Origin of the sequence: Rhodococcus opacus (assembly GCF_012396235.1) — a bacterium.
In the GTDB taxonomy this organism is placed as follows: Bacteria; Actinomycetota; Actinomycetes; order Mycobacteriales; family Mycobacteriaceae; genus Rhodococcus_F; species Rhodococcus_F opacus.
On record NZ_JAAXPA010000054.1, the window covers coordinates 1 to 17798 of the forward strand.

Annotated in this window: 11 protein-coding genes and 1 pseudogene; 9 read left to right on the forward strand and 3 right to left on the reverse strand. The window is 65.7% G+C overall.

Annotated features, from left to right (window positions below; genetic code table 11):
* Window positions 1-126: 126 nt before the first annotated feature.
* Window positions 127-468 (forward strand): annotated as a pseudogene (locus tag HGB39_RS36725) (MFS transporter); the annotation flags it as partial.
* A gap of 43 nt (window positions 469-511) precedes the next feature.
* Here HGB39_RS36725 and HGB39_RS36730 read toward each other — a convergent pair.
* Window positions 512-985, reverse strand: coding sequence for an Lrp/AsnC family transcriptional regulator (locus tag HGB39_RS36730; protein ID WP_043790357.1), 474 nt, complete (start codon window positions 983-985; stop codon window positions 512-514).
* A 169-nt stretch (window positions 986-1154) separates the two neighbouring features.
* On the opposite strand from HGB39_RS36730, the gene pdhA reads away from it, so the two are divergent.
* The 4 genes from pdhA to lpdA all read left to right on the forward strand — a co-directional run bounded on the left by pdhA (window position 1155) and on the right by lpdA (window position 5970).
* Window positions 1155-2240, forward strand: coding sequence for a pyruvate dehydrogenase (acetyl-transferring) E1 component subunit alpha (gene pdhA, locus HGB39_RS36735; protein ID WP_064080175.1), 1086 nt, complete (start codon window positions 1155-1157; stop codon window positions 2238-2240).
* The gene (locus HGB39_RS36740; protein WP_005567935.1) at window positions 2237-3238 is read left to right on the forward strand and encodes an alpha-ketoacid dehydrogenase subunit beta; all 1002 of its coding nucleotides are present in this window, start codon (window positions 2237-2239) and stop codon (window positions 3236-3238) included. Before pdhA ends, HGB39_RS36740 begins: the two co-directional genes overlap by 4 nt.
* A gap of 15 nt (window positions 3239-3253) precedes the next feature.
* Entirely contained in the window at window positions 3254-4531 is a 1278-nt protein-coding gene (locus HGB39_RS36745; RefSeq protein WP_005567936.1) for a dihydrolipoamide acetyltransferase family protein, read from the forward strand.
* A 62-nt stretch (window positions 4532-4593) separates the two neighbouring features.
* Window positions 4594-5970 (forward strand): dihydrolipoyl dehydrogenase, encoded by a 1377-nt coding sequence (gene lpdA / locus HGB39_RS36750; protein ID WP_005567938.1) that lies wholly within the window; start codon window positions 4594-4596, stop codon window positions 5968-5970.
* A 46-nt stretch (window positions 5971-6016) separates the two neighbouring features.
* On the opposite strand, the gene HGB39_RS36755 is transcribed toward lpdA, so the two are convergent.
* Window positions 6017-6646, reverse strand: coding sequence for a cysteine hydrolase family protein (locus HGB39_RS36755; RefSeq protein WP_005257768.1), 630 nt, complete (start codon window positions 6644-6646; stop codon window positions 6017-6019).
* A 56-nt stretch (window positions 6647-6702) separates the two neighbouring features.
* A complete protein-coding gene (locus HGB39_RS36760) occupies window positions 6703-8229 on the reverse strand; it encodes a hypothetical protein (protein ID WP_005567939.1) in 1527 nt (508 codons plus the stop codon).
* A 789-nt stretch (window positions 8230-9018) separates the two neighbouring features.
* On the opposite strand from HGB39_RS36760, the gene HGB39_RS36765 reads away from it, so the two are divergent.
* The 4 genes from HGB39_RS36765 to HGB39_RS36780 all read left to right on the forward strand — a co-directional run bounded on the left by HGB39_RS36765 (window position 9019) and on the right by HGB39_RS36780 (window position 17538).
* Window positions 9019-12306: a protein kinase domain-containing protein gene (locus HGB39_RS36765; RefSeq protein WP_005567941.1), complete on the forward strand. Its 3288-nt coding sequence runs from the start codon at window positions 9019-9021 to the stop codon at window positions 12304-12306.
* Window positions 12307-12460: 154 nt separating this feature from the next.
* Window positions 12461-12769 (forward strand): hypothetical protein, encoded by a 309-nt coding sequence (locus tag HGB39_RS36770; protein WP_005567942.1) that lies wholly within the window; start codon window positions 12461-12463, stop codon window positions 12767-12769.
* A 123-nt stretch (window positions 12770-12892) separates the two neighbouring features.
* Entirely contained in the window at window positions 12893-14080 is a 1188-nt protein-coding gene (locus HGB39_RS36775; protein ID WP_005257753.1) for an epoxide hydrolase family protein, read from the forward strand.
* 218 nt (window positions 14081-14298) lie between these two features.
* The gene (locus tag HGB39_RS36780; RefSeq protein ID WP_064080174.1) at window positions 14299-17538 is read left to right on the forward strand and encodes a protein kinase domain-containing protein; all 3240 of its coding nucleotides are present in this window, start codon (window positions 14299-14301) and stop codon (window positions 17536-17538) included.
* Window positions 17539-17798 lie beyond the last annotated feature (260 nt).

Consider the following 17798-nt stretch of genomic DNA (forward strand, 5'->3'; position numbering starts at 1 on the left):
TCGCAATGCCCTGTCCGCCGCCCACTGCCGCCTGGCACCCACCGGCGCCTGAGACATCTGCTTGTTGCTGTATCCCATTGCACACCTCCGTGATCGAGGTGTTGCATCGACCGGTTGAGCCCGCCCATGCAGTCGCCGCTCACGACGATGATCGCGGTGACCGTCAACGCGGTCGGTGTGTTCTGTGCCCTGCCGGTGTTCTGGTACCTGCCCAGCACGTTCCTCACCGGCGCGGGTGCCGCAGCAGGTATCGCGGTCGTCAACTCGGTGGGCAACATGAGCGGCTTCGGGGCCCCGTACGTCACGGGTTGGCTGTTCGATGCCACCGGTAATTCACGCGCAGGCCTGTGGGTCGTAGGGGCGGTCATGCTCGTCGCCGTGGTGCTGGTACTCGTGCTCAGATCGCGGGTAAGTCCCACTCGCAGTGCCGAAGACGTCGGCGGGGAGGTCGTCGCCGCACACCACTGATCCGAGAACAGGCGCTGCCGGGCGGTCGACGGCAGCGCCTTCGTCATTGCTCCTCGGCGATCCGCTCCAGCAGCGGCCGGGTTCGGTAGGGGATGGCGTCGCGCATCGCCACGGACACCGTGGTGCGCTCGATCCCGGGCACGGCGAGGATGAGGCCGGCGACCCGATACAGATCGTCGGCATCGACGGCGACCACGCCGATGTGCAGGTCCGCCGCTCCGGAGATGCCGACGACCTCCACGACCTCGGCGATGTCCCGCAGGTGCTCGATGACATCCTCGAGGCGATGCTGGTCGACCACCGCGGTGACGAACGCCTGCAGGGGGTACCCCAGATCGCGGGGTGACACGCAGCGGTCGACGGGTGCGAGCACTCGTTGCTCCTCCCAGCGAGACATCCTTGCTTGCACGGTATTACGTGCCATCCCCAGCTGGGAGGCCAATTGCACCCCGGTGGCGCGAGGGGCGTCGCACAGCGCGAGCAGCAGGCGGGCATCGGTCCGATCGAGTCTCGTCATGTAGCGCAGTATGCCAGAGGTCGAGACGTCATCTTTGCGCATTCTGCTTAATCTGCTCAACATCACTTGCGCATGATGAATCCTGATGATTGTGTGAATACAACATTCTGATCGACCCGGTCACTCGCGGGCGGCGAGCTCTCCCGGTACATCACTTTCGGAGGTTTTCGTGTTCGACAATGACGATGTGGTGCAGCTGGTGACTGAAAACGTTGCGCGAGTGGATCATCCGGACTACTCCCGGTACGTCGACGATGTCGACATCACGTCGGTACGCGCGCTGTACGAAGACCTGGTCGTGGTGCGGCGCATCGACGCGGAGGCGACCGCGCTGCAGCGTCAGGGCGAACTGGGACTGTGGGCTCCGCTGCTGGGGCAGGAAGCGGCGCAGGTCGGATCGGCGCGCGCCCTCCGTCCGGACGACTTCGTCTTCGCCAGCTACCGCGAACACGGAGTCGCGTACTGCCGTGACGTCGATCCCACCCACATGCTCAGGTTCTGGCGAGGGTCGACGCACTCGGGCTGGAACCCGTTCGAGTACAACATGACGACCCCCGCGATCATCGTCGGCGCGCAGGCACTGCACGCCACCGGGTATGCGATGGGCATGCAGTTCGACGGCTCCGACGGCGCCGCGATCACCTACTTCGGCGACGGCGCCACCAGTCAGGGCGACATCTCCGAGGCCTTCGGGTTCGCCGCGAGCTTCAATGCCCCCGTGGTGTTCTTCTGCCAGAACAACCAGTGGGCAATCTCCGAACCGGTCAGCCTGCAATCGCGGGTGAGTATCGCCGCGCGGGGCCGGGGCTTCGGTGTTCCCAGCGTGCGCGTCGACGGCAACGACCTCCTCGCCGTGATCGCCGTGACCCGGGCCGCGCTCGAACGGGCACGGGAAGGCAGCGGACCCACCCTGATCGAGGCGGTCACCTACCGGATGGGCCCGCACACCACGTCCGACGACCCGTCCCGGTACCGCCCCGCTGCGCTCGACGAGGAATGGAAACGCAAGGACCCCCTCGACCGCATCCGCGCCCTCCTCGAGTCGGCGGGCGCGATCGACGACGACTACCTCGCCGCCGTGCATCAGCGCGCCGACGGCACCGCCGCGGCGTTGCGCCGCGGATGCCTCGAGACCGTCGAACCCGAGCCGATGTCCTTGTTCGACAACGTGTACGCCGAACCCCATCCCCTCGTCGACGAAGAACGCCGCCAGTTCGCCGCCTACCTCGACAGTTTCGAAGGAACCGACGCATGAGCACAGTCATCTCCGCGGCCGCCCCGACCACGCTTCCGCTCGGCAAGGCCCTCAACGCCGGCCTGCGCCGCGCCCTCGAGAACGACCCGAAGGTCGTGCTCATGGGGGAGGACATCGGCAAACTCGGCGGTGTCTTCCGCATCACCGACGGACTGCAGAAGGACTTCGGTCCCAACCGCGTCATCGACACGCCGCTCGCCGAATCCGGGATCATCGGCACCGCAGTCGGTCTCGCGATGCGCGGTTACCGACCGGTGTGCGAGATCCAGTTCGACGGGTTCATCTACCCCGGCTTCGACCAGATCGTCTCGCAGGTAGCCAAACTGCACTACCGCACGAGCGGCAACGTCAAGATGCCGATCACCATCCGCGTCCCGTACGGCGGTGGCATCGGTGCGATCGAGCATCACTCCGAGTCGCCGGAGGGGTACTTCGCCGCGACCGCGGGTCTTCGCGTCGTCACCTGCAGCACCGCCGCCGATGCGCACACGATGATTCAGCAGGCCATCGCGTCGGACGATCCGGTGCTGTTCTTCGAACCCAAGCGTCGGTACTGGGAGAAGGGGCAGATCGACCCGGTGGCCGAGGCGAGTCCACTGCACAAGGCCCGCGTGGTCGTACCGGGCACCGACGCCACCGTCGTCGCGTACGGGCCGCTCGTGACAACTGCACTGCAGGCCGCGAAAGTCGCTGCGGGCGAGGGTAGGTCGATCGAGGTGATCGATCTGCGGTCCATTTCCCCGCTCGACGTCGACACCGTCGCCGCGTCCGTGCAGCGCACCGGACGCCTGGTGATCACCCACGAGGCGCCTGTGTTCCTCGGGATCGGTGCCGAAATCGCGGCCCGCATCAGCGAGCGCTGCTTCTATCACCTCGAAGCACCGGTGGCCCGCGTCGGCGGCTTCACCGTCCCGTATCCGCCGGCGAAACTCGAAGAGCATTTCCTGCCGGACGTCGACCGCATCCTCGACGCCGTCGACCGCACCTTCACCGCGTAGGACCAGGAGTTCGCCATGCCCACTGTCAAGACATTCCTGCTGCCCGACCTCGGCGAGGGCCTCACCGACGCCGAACTGCTGACCTGGCTGGTGAAGGTCGGCGACACCGTGACGCTCAACCAGGTCATCGCCGAGGTCGAAACGGCGAAGGCGTCGGTGGAGTTGCCCTCGCCCTACGCCGGAACGGTGGTCGCGTTGCACGCCGAGGAGGGGACGACCGTCGACGTCGGCAGCCCCTTCATCGACGTAGCGGTCGCCGGCGAGGACCCGGCGGACGCGCCCGAGTCGACCGCTGCTGCGGCCCCGGCAGAGCGGACCCCGGTCCTCGTCGGGTACGGCGTGGCCGAAGACTCCTCGAGCCGGCGCCGGCAACGGCGTCCGGCGGCGGGAACCCGACTCGACGACACCGCGGCGCCGGGCACGTCGCGTCCGTTGGCCTCTCCGCCGGTGCGGTTCGCCGCGAAGCAACACGGAGTCGACCTCAGCGAGGTCGACGCAACCGGGGTGCACGGTGAAGTCACCAGGGACGACCTCGAACGCCACCGCACCGCCACCCCGGTGACGAGGTCGGCGGCGACGGTCCCGCCGGACGCCGACGAGGAACGCATCCCGATCAAGGGCGTCCGCAAGCACACTGCCGCAGCGATGGTCCGAAGCGCATTCACCGCCCCGCATGTCACCGAGTTCGTCACGGTAGATGTCACCCCGACGATCGACCTGCTGGCACAGCTACGCGAAACGAAGCACTTCACCGACGTGCGCCTGACACCGCTGACGTTGGTGGCCAAGGCATTGCTCATGGCTCTGCGCACCAACCCGACCCTGAATTCGTCCTGGGACGAGGACTCCCAGGAGATCGTCCTCAAACGCTCCGTGAACCTCGGCATCGCGGCCGCCACCCCGCGCGGGCTGATGGTGCCGAACATCAAGAACGCACACACCCTCGGTCTGCGCGACCTCGCGATCGCCCTGTCGGATCTGACGAACACGGCGAAGGAGGGCAAGACCGGACCCGCCGATCTCGCCGACGGCACGATCACGATCACCAATGTCGGCGTCTTCGGTGTCGACGCGGGTACGCCCATCCTCAACCCCGGCGAGGCGGCGATCCTGTGCTTCGGGGCGATCCGCAGGCAGCCGTGGGAACACCAGGGCGAGATCGCGTTGCGGTCGGTCACCACACTGAGCCTGTCGTTCGACCATCGACTGGTCGACGGTGAGCAGGGATCGAGATTCCTCGCGGCCATCGGTCAGATCCTGTCGGACCCGTTGACGTTGATCGCGCTCAGCTGAAGTCCTGTTCATTTCGACCTTTCCGGCACGTCCCATGGCGTGCCCGACCGAGGGAGTTCCCCATGTCCGACCAACCGGACGTCCTGATTCTCGGCGGTGGATCCGGCGGGTACGCATGTGCCTTCCGCGCCGCGCAACTGGGTAAGACCGTCACCCTGATCGAAGAGGACAAGGTCGGCGGCACCTGCCTGCACCGAGGGTGCATCCCCACCAAGGCGCTCGTGCACGCCGCCGAGGTCGCCGACACCGTCACGCACGCGTCGGCCCTCGGTATCGGTGCGACGCTCGACGGGATCGACCTCGGCGGTGTCCACGCCTACAAGAACGCGACGGTCGAACGCCTGTACAAGGGCCTGCAGGGGCTGGTTCGCGGCCACAAGATCGAGGTGGTGCACGGAACCGGCCGCTACGGCGGAGGCCGCACCGTGCACGTCGGCGATCGCACGATCACCGGCACGTCGCTGGTGCTCGCGACCGGCTCGCAGGTCCGGAGCCTGCCCGGACTCGAGATCGGCGGCCGCATCCTCACGAGCGACGAGGCACTGACGTTTCCCGAACTTCCGAAGCGCGTCGTCGTACTCGGCGGCGGTGTCATCGGGGTCGAATTCGCCAGCATCTGGGCATCGTTGGGTGCCGCCGTCACCATCGTCGAAGCGCTGCCCCGGCTCGTCGCCGCCGAAGACGAGTGGTCCTCGAAGCAACTCACCCGGGCCCTCCGCACACGCGGCATCACCATCATGACCGGCACCCGATTCGCGAAGGCGGTCCAGGACGAGAGCACGGTCAGCGTCACGGTGGAGTCGGGCGACACGATCGAGGCGGACCTGCTGCTCGTCGCGGTCGGCCGCGGACCCCGGACCGCCGACATCGGACTCACCGAGAACAGCGTCGCACTCGACCCCCGCGGTTTCGTCGCGGTCGACGACTCCCTGCGCACCTCGCAGCCGGACGTGTACGCGGTCGGCGACATCGTGGCCGGTCCGCAACTCGCGCATCGCGGATTCCAGCAGGGCATCTTCGTCGCGGAAACGATCGCCGGCCTGAGCCCGGCACCGGTCGAGGACAGCGGCATCCCCCGGGTGACGTACTCCAACCCGGAGGTCGCGTCGGTCGGGCTCACCGAAGACCAGGCCCGCGAGCGGCACGGAGACGTCGCCACCGTCGTGTACGACCTCGCCGGCAACGGCAAGAGTCAGATCCTCGGAACCAGCGGCGGCGTCAAACTGGTGCGTGCCGGAGCCACGGCGGGACCGGTCGTCGGAATCCACATGGTCGGCGAGCGCGTGGGCGAACTCATCGGCGAGGCGCAACTGATCGTCAACTGGGGCGCGTACCCCGACGAAGTCGCCACCCTCGTGCACGCGCACCCCACCCAGGCAGAAGCGCTCGGCGAGGCACACCTCGCTCTCGCGGGTACACCACTGCACAGTCACAGCTGATCGCTGGCCGACCTCGCTTGCCGCACCCGTCGCCGGCTGAAGCCTTTCACAATCCTGCAGTCCAAAACGTCTCGAGCTTCTCGGCCGTGATCACGGTGCCGAAGTTCTGTGCGACGACGGACACCGAAGCGTCGTGGGCTGTTCGGCTGTAGGTGGCGGCGCAGTCTTCGACGAGCGAAACCCAGTATTCGTGAAACAGCGCGCTACGCAGACTCGACTCGACACACACCTCGGTGGCGACCCCCGTGAAGAGCAGGGAATCGATGCCGAGGGAACGCAGGGTGAGGTCGAGGTTGGTGCCGACGAAGGCGCTGAACCGGTTCTTCGTGATCACCACGTCGCCGTCCTGCGGAGCGACGGCGTAATAGCCTGCCCCGGGTGTTCCTGTGCGGCAGGTAATTCCGGTGCGTGCCGCGTCCGGCCCCTCGCCGATGCGGCCGAGCCACTGGGGTGTATCGGTGGTTTCGTCGTGCAGGGTACGTACGAAGATCACCCGGACCCCGGCCGTGCGCGCGGACGCGACGAGGTGGTCCAGGCGCGGTGCCATCGCCACCGGGGCGGTCACGTCGAAGCCCTTCTGTGCCAGCGACCCGTCGGGAGAGCAGAAATCGTTCTGCATGTCGATGACGATCAGTGCGCACCGGGCGGGGTCGTAGCGGAACGGGACCGAGCTCATTTCGTGGTGTCCTTCCCTGTCAGGGTTGTGCGGAAATCTTGTTCGGCGTTGAGCCGCTACCAGATGACGACGGCGGCTCCGGTAGCCAGCAGCAGTCCGGCCATCACCGGGACGACGAGATGGCGGACCAGTTCGGCAACCGGTATCCGGCAGAATCCGGCGACCACCACCAGCGACGACCAGATCACGAGAGTTCCCCCGCCCGTCCATGTGGCGCCGTTCTGGGCGATGGCAGCCAAGGTCGCGGTGTCCATTCCGGACTGCGGTGCCAGCGCGGCAGCCAATCCGCCGGTGAGGGGTAAGCCCGCCCACCCCGAACCGTCGAGACCGACCGCCATACCGATGAAGAGCATGCTGAGCGCGACGAAGACGCCGTTGTCGGGGATGTACGGCTGCACCCGTTCGACGGTGTCGAAGAGGAAGGCCGGACCGGTGGTGTCGTCGTCGAGTCCGAGAATGGCGCCCGAATAGTCGGGAATTCCGATGTACACGAAACCTGCGACGGGAAGGATGATGCCCATCGCCTTGAATGCGTACGACAGACCATCGATGAAGTGGGTGGCGCAGAATTCGAGCGCATCGGAGCGTCGTGAGGTGACGGTCACGAGGGCCATCAGGATGATTGCCGTGCCTCCCACCAGAGACGCGCCCGCGCCGTCCTCCCAGGGGACGAGATCGGTGAAACGACCGACCAACATGTAGACCAGGACGGCGACGAACGCGGCAGGCACGCCGATCGCCCACGTACGGGTCAGAGTCGGGCGATCGGTGATTCTCGTTCCGTCGTCCTCGAACCCGGGCAGTTCCTCGTCGAGCACGTCCGTGGCGGTGGGTGAGACCGCGACTTCCGGGCTCGGCGCGAAACCGGCAGCCGGGCCGGCGGGTGTGCCACCGACACCGCCGGGGGGATGCCCGGTTCCACCGATCGGGTCGGTGCCCGGAACCCCGTCCGTACGCATCCTGCGGCGGACGGTCAGAAAGTAGGCGAGCACCGCCGCAGTGATACCGACGATCAATGAGATCACCAGGGCACGATCGGCGATGTCGTCGGCGGGAACGCCCGCGCCGCTCGCGGAAATCGACGGCGCAAGACCGATCACGTAGTCGGAGGCGATCGACATCCCCTGGCCGGAGATCGCGAGAACCACCGCAGCTCCGAGCGGTGGCAGACCCACCTTGATCGCGGCGGGAAGCAGGACCGCACCGATCAGGGCCAGTGCCGGGGTCGGCCAGAAGAACAGCGAGAGAAAATAGGTGAAGACGAACAGCACGATGTACGCGACGCGACCATTGACCATCCACCGACTGACGGGGCGGACCATCACCTCATCGGAACCGATCGCTCGCATCGCCGCGAGCATCGAGGTCACCGCCGCGATGACGATGAAGATCTCGAACAGCGCGGTGCCGGAAGTGATGGTGGCCCGGAACACCGACATGATGGCATTCGGGACGCTGCCGCTGTACGCAAGTGCCGTGGCAAATGTCGCGAGTACCGCGGGGATCATGACGTTCTTGCGTAGTGCCATGGCCACGATCAGAGAAGCAAGGCCGACTAAGAACACGATCTGCGCAGCGCCCACGTGCGACTCCTTGTATCGAACTACTTGCGGCGAGTACCTCGGAAGTGTGCGGGTGAGGACGGCCGAGTCATGACCGTTGTCGGGTCACGACGCGGGGCACCGCAGCCCGGTTGTCGCATGATCCTCGCCTTCCTTTGATGTGTCGTCAACGTCAAAGTGACTATGCGAGAGCCGATTCGATGTGCAAGGTGCGCAGAAAATGACAACCGCGTTTCGGCTTCGGCGGGTCGTGTGAACGATTACAGTATTCTGCGGCTTCGCGGGCCGAGAACGGCGCCGGAGACCTCGCGACTAACCGCACGTGCAGGCGCACGACGAGCCGCTCGTGTCCGAGGAAGAGGGGGGGGCGTCCCCGGACACGAGCGGCGGACGGTCTCCCGGCCGAGGGGGACCGGTCAGGGGACCTGGCTGCCACTCGGGGCCGTCGATCCCGGGGCAGCGTGGATGCGGGGTACCCGCCGACGTGCGGGGCTACTCGCTTCGGGCAGGAAAAGTTTCGCCCGCGTGACGACGCTGCCCGCGGCAGTCTGACCTGCGAAGATCATCCGTCACCCGGGCGATCCCGCCGGACGCGCCCGAGAGCGCACGGCGCCGGGAACGACTGGGCGGGTGTTTGGTTGTGCGTAACATCATCGTCCAGGGGCGCAACCAGAAAACACTCTGCCTACGTGGGTCGTAGGTCGGGCATCGGATGGGGGCCGTCGGCGATATCCTTGGGTATCTCCTCGAGAGGCCAGCGGTGGTGCACTTCTTCGACAGTGGCTCGGACCGGAAGAATCGATCCAGTCGATGACTGACATCGATCCCTTCGCGACGCAACGCGACGCGTCGGGTTCGGTCACGGCCGATCTGGCAGCCGCCGGATTCGAGGACGCACACGAGATCGGCCGCGGCGGTTTCGGCGTCGTCTACCGCTGCACCCAGGCGGCGCTCGACCGCACGGTGGCAATCAAGGTCCTCACCGCAGACCTCGACGAGCAGAACCGGGAACGATTCGTCCGCGAGCAGCGCGCGGCGGGCCGGCTGACCGGACACCCCAATGTCGTCAATGTCCTCCACGTCGGCGTCACCGACAACGGTCGGCCGTATATCGTCATGCCGTACCACGCCCAGGACTCCCTCGACGCGCGGATCCGCCGCCACGGCCCACTCCCACTGGATGAAGCCCTGCGACTCGGGGTGAAAATGGCCGGCGCCCTCGAGACTGCCCACCGCCTCGGGATCCTTCACCGCGACGTCAAGCCCGGGAACATCCTGCTCAGCGATTACGGCGAGCCAGCGCTGTCAGATTTCGGCATCGCCCGTATCGCCGGCGGATTCGAAACCACCGCCGGCGTCGTGACGGGTTCGCCGGCGTTCACCGCCCCCGAGGTGGTGACCGGCCAACCCCCGAGTGCTGCCGCCGACGTGTACGGCCTCGGTGCCACGTTGTTCGCTGCGATGACCGGTCACGCCGCCTTTGAACGCCGCAGCGGGGAGCAGGTGGTGGCCCAATTCCTGAGGATCGCCGCCGAGCCTGGTCCGGACCCACGGAAGCACGGTGTTCCCGAGGACGTCAGCGCGATCATCGAACGTGCCATGACCGGCACCCCGGAGGACCGCCCCTCCGCTACGGAACTTGGTCAGCAACTCCGAGCATCCCAACGTCTCCATGGGTTTCCCGTCGACGAGATGGCACTGCACGCCGAAGCGGGAGCCGTGCAGCCACAGGAGAACGTGAGGGTGCCGCCGCCTCACCAACTCGTCTCCCATGCACACGACTTCTTTCGCGAAGTGACAAGTTTCGTCGGACGCCGCAATGAAGTAGCCGCCGTCAAGGCGCGTCTGTCGGATTCTCGGATAGTGACCCTCACCGGATTTGGTGGGGTGGGGAAAACCCGGCTGGCATGCCGCGTCGCCTCGGAAGTGCGCAGAACCTACACCGACGGCGTCTGGTTTGTGGATCTCGCCGCGATCTCCACTCCAGAACTTGTCGTCAGCGCGATTACCGAGGCGCTCGACATCCGAGACGGAATGACTGCGGACGGTAGTCACTACCTGTTCGAATTCCTCGGTGGAAGACATGCACTGATCGTCTTGGACAACTGCGAGCACTTGATCGAGGCGAGCGGAAGCGTCGCGGCCGACATTGTTCGGCGGTCGGACCGTGTGGAGATCCTGGCAACCAGTCGGGAGCCTCTCGGTGTGCTGGGTGAGGCCGTGTTCGAGGTACCCCCCATGCCGGTCCCCGAGGAAGCTCAACTCGCCGACGGACAGAACGCCAAGAGCTTTCATTCCGAGGCGGTCGATCTTTTCGAGCAACGCGCTGCAGCCGTCGTCCCCGGATACACCCTCGACGATGAGAGCCGCCTGGAGGTTGCCCGCCTGTGCCAGCGGCTGGACGGCATCCCTTTGGCTATCGAACTCGCAGCGGTCCGGATCAGGTCCCTACCCCTCGACCGCGTCCTGTCGCGCGAGGGCGCACTCTTCGAAATTCTGACGCGAGGAAACCGCGGCGGACCGGTGCGGCATCAAACGCTGCGTGGCGCCATCGATTGGAGCTTCAATCTGTGCTCGCCGGAGGAACAAGTCCTGTGGGCGCGGCTGTCCGTCTTCGCGGGCGGATTCGATTTCGATGCGGTCGAGAGCGTGTGCACCGATCCGAACATCGTTTCGGACGCGTTTGACCTGATTTCCAGTCTTGTCGAAAAATCGGTCATTTCCACCGTTCAATCCGGATCCACAGTCCGATACAAACTGTTGGAAAGCATCAAGGACTACGCGGCCGAGAAACTTGCCGAGCACGGCGACGCGAATGCGTGGCGCAGGAATCATCGAGACTATTTCCTGCATTTGGCCGAACTCAGCGAGAGCCAGTCACTGGGGTCAGGGCAGCTGGTATGGAACCGTCGTCTCCGGCACGAGCGGGCGAATCTGCGGGCGGCGCTGGAGTACTGCTTGTCCACCCCCGGGGAGGCCCGAACCGGTCTCCGGATGGCGGGTGCACTGTGGTTCTTCTGGAACGCGAGTGGCCTGCTGCGCGACGGGCGGTACTGGCTGACCCGAGCCTTGGAGACCGACCAGGATCCGAGCAGCGAGAGGGCGAAAGCGCTCTGGGTGATCGCGTGGAACGCCATGGTTCAGGGCGACAACCCGACCTCCAAGCAGTATTTACTGGAATGCAGCGCCGTCGCGGAAGCGATCGGTGATCGAACCGCCCAGGCGTTTGCAGTTCAGTTCCGGGGCGCGGCGGAGATGCTCGGAAACGGAAATCTCGACGTCGCACTGGAGAACCTCACTGCCGGCATGGCACTTCACGCAGAGTCAGGGGAGGTCAATTCCCTGACACTGCTGGGCGGCGCTCAGCTCGCGTTAGTGCACTGCCTGTCCGGGAACCTGGAACAATCCCTTGCCTGGGCGGACGAAACCATCGCCTCAGGTAAGTCGCTGAAGGAGCACTTCTCGACGTCATGGGCGCTGTGGGCCCGCGGACTTGCCCTGTGGACCCAGCGCAAGTACCCGCAAGCTTCGGACTCGTTGAAAGAATCGCTCGAACTGAAGCAGTCACTGAGTGACTGGTTGGGTGTGAGTACATGCACCGAAATTCTGGCGTGGATCGCGATCGAGGAAGCAAACCCCGTCCGATCCGCCCGCCTGCTCGGTATCGGGCGCACCCTGTGCGGCGAGATGGGAAGCTCCCCACTTTTCGGAAACGACACGCTGATCCGCACACGGACTCGTTACGAACAACGCACCCGCCAGCTGGTGGGTGACTCTGCGTTCGAGAAAGAATTCCGGGCCGGTGAACGCCTCGAACACCTCGCGTCGATCGAATTCGCGCTGCAAAAGCGCACGTCCCAGCCCGCAGCGGCGGCCACTCCTGCAGCGAAGGTGAAACTCACACCTCGTGAGAAAGAAGTGGGAAAGCTGGTGGCCGAGGGACTGACGAACAAGGAGATCGCGGAAAGGTTGGTTATCTCGCCCCGTACCGCCGAAGGACATGTAGATCGCATCCTCACGAAGACCGGACACCGATCCCGCGCGCAGCTTGCCGCCTGGATCGCCCGCGAGGAGAGCATCGAGTCCCGAAATCCGTAGTTCGGGCAGTGCCCCCGCTGCGTTGGGTGCGGACCCGGGCTGAACTCAGCGAGGGCTTCGCTGGTCCACGCGGGTACCTGCGTAGGAAATGCGGGTAGTGAAGCACGTAGATCTTCGCCGTCCCACTCGCCGCGCAATTGCGAGTCTTATCGGCATGAACAGCACACACCAACACCAGACCAAGGCACACACCACCAGCACCTCCTGGAAGCGGTTCGCCACCGTCGGAGTCGCCGCCGCCGCACTCGCCATCATCCCCGCCGGCGTCGCGGCCGCATCCACCAGCACACCGGCGCCCATCCCCCTTGCCGCCGTCGCCAGCCACGACATCCCCCGCGATCACGACAACACCATGCAGCAGCGCCGGCACGACCGTCAACGCGACCAGAGGCAGGACCGCCGCGCCGAAATCACCATCGGCAACGAGATCCTCGACGGCTGGGAAAGCAGCACCCCGAGGTAGACGGTCGCACCGTCGAACGCTCCCCTGAGGGCCGAACCAACGTCATCGCTCCCCGGCCCGTCAGAGGCGCCAATCCAACGAAAACCCTTCTCGACCAACAACCAACACAGCAAGGAAACGTACATGTCTTTCACAACCGACGTCACCATCCGGCCGTTCACAGTCCAGTTCCCCGACTCCGAACTCGAGGCACTGCGTGCGCGCATCGAGACCACCCGGTGGCCCGAAACGGAAACCGTCGCAGATCATTCGCAGGGCACACCGCTCGCGACGAGCAAGGCACTGGCGCAGTACTGGGCCTCGGAATACGACTGGCGCAAGGTTGAGGCGAAGCTGAATGCTCTGCCGCAGTACATCACTGAGATCGACGGGTTGGACATCCATTTCATTCACGTCCGCTCGAAGCACGAGGATGCGTTGCCGCTCATCGTCACACATGGGTGGCCCGGTTCGATCGTCGAGCAGCTCAAGATCATCGACCCCCTGACCAATCCCACCGCCCATGGTGGTGACGCGTCGGATGCTTTCCATCTGGTGATTCCGTCGATGCCCGGCTACGGCTTCTCGGGCAAGCCCACGACGACCGGCTGGGGCCCCGACCGCATCGCACGTGCCTGGGTGGAGCTGATGAAGCGCCTCGGGTACAACCGGTACGTGGCACAAGGCGGGGACTGGGGTGCAATCGTGACAGAGGCGATGGCGGTGCAGGCACCGCCGGAACTGCTCGGCATCCACACCAACATGGCCAAGGTGGTTCCACCCGAGATCGACCAGGCGCTCCTCACCGGGCATCCCGTGCCCGCCGATCTGTCCGACGACGAACAGGCTGCGTGCGACCAGCTGGCATTCTTCTATCAGCACATCGGCTACGCCGTGGAGATGGGATCGCGGCCGGAGACACTGATCGGATTGGCGGATTCGCCCGTCGGTCTGGCCGCCTTCATGATCGACCACGACCCGGCGAGTTTGGCGCTGATCTCGCGGGTCTTCGCGGGACAGCCCGAAGGCCTGACGCGAGACGATGTACTCGACAACATCACCCTGTTCTGGCTGACGAACACGGCGTTGTCAGCGGCTCGTCTCTACTGGGAGAACAAGGCCCCGTTCTTCGCCGCCGGTAGCGTCTCCATCCCGGTTGCCGTGAGTGTCTTTCCCGACGAGCTCTATCAGGCACCGCGCAGTTGGGCAGAGAAGGCCTACCCCAACCTCATCCACTTCAACAAGCTCGACAAGGGCGGGCACTTCGCCGCCTGGGAGCAGCCCCAGCATTTGGTAAACGAGGTCCGCGCGGGCTTGCGGTCGCTTCGATAACGACCGTGACGTGTGCGCCAGCGCACGAGCTGAGAGCGAACCGGGTGGCTCATTCCGAGCCACCCGGTTCGCCTTCGGCTGTCCAGCCAACCCCGTGTTCACCATTCTCGTCGACTTCGCAGCGGTGCGGCGCGGCGATATCCTGGGGTACATCGTCGAGAGGTGAGCAGTGTGGCATTCGTCGGCAGTGCCTCGAGCGGGATGAATCGATGTAGTCGATGACGGACGTCGATCCGTTCGCGACGCAACGCGACGTGTCCGGTTCGGTCACGGCGGAGTTGGCGGCGGCCGGATTCGAGGATGCCCAGGAGATCGGCCGCGGCGGTTTCGGCGTCGTGTACCGGTGCACGCAGGCTGCGCTCGACCGCACCGTGGCGGTCAAGGTCCTCACCGCAGACCTCGACGAGGAGAACCGGGCACGGTTCCTGCGTGAGCAGCGTGCGGCCGGCCGGCTGACCGGTCACCCCAATATCGTCAATGTTCTCCACGCCGATGTCACCGGCAACGGCCGGCCCTTCATCGTGATGCCGTACCACGCTGAGGGGTCGCTCGACGAGCGGATCCGGCGTCGCGGACCGCTCCCGCTGGACGAAGCGTTGCGACTCGGGGTGAAGATGGCCGGCGCGCTGGCGGCCGCGCACCGCCTCGGGATCCTGCACCGCGACGTCAAGCCCGGGAACATCCTGATCACCGACTACGGCGAGCCTGCGCTGACGGATTTCGGCATCGCTCACATCGCCGGTGGGTTCGAAACCACGGCCGGCGTCGTGACGGGTTCGCCGGCGTTCACCGCCCCCGAGGTGGTCGCCGGTGAGTCCCCGAGTCCGGCCGCCGATGTGTACGGCCTCGGCGCCACCCTGTTCGCTGCTTTCACCGGTCATGCGGCGTTCGAACGGCGAAGCGGTGAGCAATTGGTGGCACAGTTCCTGAGGATCACGTCCGAGCCGGTTCCGAACCCGCGCGAACACGGCATTTCCGAGGGGGTCAGCGCTGTCATCGAACGTGCCATGTCCTCCGAGGCCGGCGCTCGCCCCTCCGCTGTGGAACTGGGTCGGCAACTGCGCGAGTCCCAACTGCATCACGGCTTCCCGGTCGACGAGATGGCAATGCACACCGAACCGGCCGCGGTGCAGGGCGGAGCGTCAGTCCGGCCGTCGTGGTCACCGGCGGATTCGGGCCGAACGGGTGGACTTCCGCTGGAGCTGACCAGTTTCGTCGACCGCCGCACGGAACTGGCCCAGGCGACGAACTTGTTGTCGACGTCGCGGCTGGTGACGTTGACCGGAATCGGCGGGGTGGGAAAGACCCGGCTTGCTCTACGCGCAGCCGCCAAGGCACAACGAAACTTCTCCGACGGTGTGACGCTGGTGGAACTGGCTGAGTTGCTGGATGATTCGCTGTTTTCGGGGGTCGTGGCGGCCGCACTGGGGTTGCGCGACCAGTCTGCCCGACCTTCACACGAGGTGCTCGTCGAGTTCCTTACCCGGCGTGAAGTGTTGCTCGTGCTGGACAACTGCGAGCAGGTGGTGGCCGCGGCCGCGAAACTTGCCGAGATCCTGCTCCGCGTGTGCCCTCGGCTGCGAATTCTCGCGACGAGTCGCGAACCGCTCGGAATCGGCGGGGAAACAGCGCTTCTGATTCCCCCGCTGCCCGTCCCTGATCCCGACCACCTGCCGAAAGGACTGCCCCGCAACGATGCGGTCACTCTCTTCGCGGAACGCGGCGCCGCCGTAGTCCCGGGATTCGAGCTGACCGAGGAGAACAAGGTCACCATCGCCCGAATCTGTCAGCGGCTGGACGGGCTGCCGCTACCGATCGAACTGGCGGCGGCCCGGCTTCGCGCGATGACGCCCGACCAGATCCTGCAGCGCCTCACCGACCGCTACCTGCTGCTCACTCGCGGCAGCAGGGACGCGCCCTCGCGGCAGCAGACGTTGCGGATGTGCATCGACTGGAGCTATGACCTGTGCACTCCTGCGGAACAACGGATGTGGGCGCAGCTCTCGGTGTTCGCGGGCAGTTTCGAACTCGAGGCCGCGGAACAGGTCTGCGATGGTGACGACGTAGACGACCTCCTCGACACCGTGACGTTCCTCGTCGACAAGTCGATCCTGACGAGAGAAGAGTCGGGTTCCGCGGTGCGGTTCCGAATGCTCGAGACCGTCCGCGCCTACGGGCGGGAAAAGGCGCAGGAGAGCGGCGACTACATCGCGCTTCGCCGTCGGCACCGCGACTGGTGTGAGTGGCTGGCGGTCGAGGCGGAAACCGAATGGATCAGTTCCCGGCAGCTCGCGTTGATCTCCAGACTGGGTCGGGAACAACCGAATATCCGCGAGGCGCTGGATTTCTGCGTGTCCGACAGTCCCGCAACGGGACTGCGGATCGCTGCCGCACTGTACCCGTTCTGGCTTTCCAGGGGATTGCTCAGCGAGGGTCGGCGATGGCTCGGTCGCCTCCTGGCTCGACAACCGGCCGAGCCTACCGGCGATCGGGTCAAGGCGCTCTACGCCGCCAGTGTGCTGGCCGGAGTGCAGGGCGACATTCCCGTGTCGGACGCGCTCGCGAAGGAAGCGCAGGCGGTCGCCGCTCAGACAACCGACCCGCTGGTGCGTGTGCACGCCGACCACGCGTTCGGATACGCGGCACTGTTCGCGGGGCGCCTTCCCGACGCCCGCGTACATCTCGAGAAGGCCGTCCGAGGGTTCACTGCACGCAACGACCTTTACGAGGTGGCTGCAGTCGTGGGTCTCGGCATGACGCACGACCTCGTGAACGACACGGAGCGAGCCATCGAATGTCATGAGCGCGTCCTCGCGATCACCGAGGCGCAGGGCGAATCGGTGTATCGGTCGTATTCGCTGTGGGCGCTGGCCGTCGCGGTGTGGCGGCTCGGGGAGAGAGCACGAGCGGTCCAGCTCCTCGGGCAGGCGCTTCAGGTCGAGCGTCGGGTGAACGATCGACTCAATGCCAGTGTGTGTCTGCAGGCACTCGCATGGATAGCCGCCGAGGAACAGGACATGGAACGCGCGGTCGTATTGCTGGGCGCCGCAGACGAGTTCACCCGGTCGGTGGGCAGTTCGACGGTGTTGGTGCCCGGCCTGAGCGTGTACCAGGACGAGTGCGAACGCCGGACCCGAGAGGCGATGAGTGAGCAGGCCTTCACCGCGGCCCGCAGAAGGGGCACGGCGCTCGGTTTCGACGCGGCCGTCGCCTACGCGCTGGGCGAGCAGATTTCGCCCTCTCCGACGTCCGCCGGTCCGTCGCCTGCACCGACGAAGCGGGAGCGTGAGGTTGCCACCCTCATCGCCGAGGGGCTGACCAACAAGGAGATCGCCGCTCGGCTGGTGATCTCGCCCCGCACCGCACAGGGGCACGTGGAACATCTCCTGACGAAGCTGGGATTCAATTCACGCGCGCAGATCGCGGCGTGGGTCGTGGAATCGCAGGGCGAAGGGTGAGATCAGGGCGAGAAGCGACTGCATGATCCCCTGGCGATGGCGCGATCAGTTACCTGGTGATCAGGTGGTCGCGTGACCAGTCCGCGCTGACCTCGCGTAAAGCCTGGATGAGCTTGCGCACGGCCGGTGCCGGCTGAGAGCGTGTCTCATGTGGATGAAGTGATGTGTGGGACATAATGTGACGCGTGGTAGATGAGTTGTCACTGAGGTTGGTTCCGGATGTGTTGTGGGAGATAGTCGCACCGTTGATTCCTCCTTTT